The 746-nt window shown below is 61.8% G+C and carries 1 protein-coding gene and 1 pseudogene; both read left to right on the top strand.

Going from position 1 to position 746, the window contains the following annotated elements; all coding sequences use genetic code 11:
• A pseudogene (locus F3J31_RS23535) lies at positions 1-354 on the top strand (nitrite/sulfite reductase); the annotation flags it as partial.
• 4 nt (positions 355-358) lie between these two features.
• The coding region (locus F3J31_RS23220; RefSeq protein WP_345790474.1) for a DUF934 domain-containing protein at positions 359-746 on the top strand (388 nt) is incomplete at its 3' end.

Here is a 746-nt window from a genome sequence, read left to right as displayed (position 1 = left end):
GCCGAATCCATCCAGCGCCGTTTCGACGACCTGGACTACCTGTTCGACATCGGCGAAATCGACCTGAACATCTCCGGCTGCATGAACGCCTGCGGCCACCACCACGTCGGCCACATCGGCATCCTCGGCGTGGACAAGAAGGGCGAGGAGTTCTACCAGGTGTCGCTGGGCGGCAACGCCGCGCGTGACGCAAGCCTGGGCAAAATCCTCGGCCCATCGTTCGCCCAGTACGCCATGGCCGATGTGATCGAACAGCTGATCGCGGTCTACGTCGAACAACGAACCGAGGAAGAGCGTTTCATCGACCCCTCCCAGCGTATCGGCATCGACCCCTTCAAGGAACGCGTCTATGCAGCGAATCATTACGAACAACCAGATCGTCGACGAAACCTGGCACCTGCTGCCCAAGTACTTCTCGTTCGACGAACTGAGCAACTGCGACGACTACATTGTCCCGCTGCAGATGTGGCGCGACCATGCCCACGTGCTCAAGGCCCGCGATGGCGGCCTGGGCGTGTGGCTGGACAGCGACGAAGAAGCGGAAGAAATCGGCGAAGACGTGCAGCACTTCCAGGTCATCGCCCTGAACTTCCCGGCCTTCACCGACGGGCGCAACTACTCCAATGCGCGCCTGCTGCGTGACCGCTACGGCTTCAAGGGCGAGCTGCGCGCCATTGGCGACGTACTGCGCGACCAGCTGTTCTTCATGGCCCGTTGCGGCTTCGATGCATTCGCCATCCGTGCCG

Origin of the sequence: Enterobacter sp. Acro-832 (assembly GCF_011752745.1) — a bacterium.
In the GTDB taxonomy this organism is placed as follows: Bacteria; Pseudomonadota; Gammaproteobacteria; order Enterobacterales; family Enterobacteriaceae; genus Enterobacter; species Enterobacter quasiroggenkampii.
The sequence above is the reverse complement of the archived record's forward strand: the minus strand, read 5'-3'. Positions and strand labels throughout refer to the sequence as shown.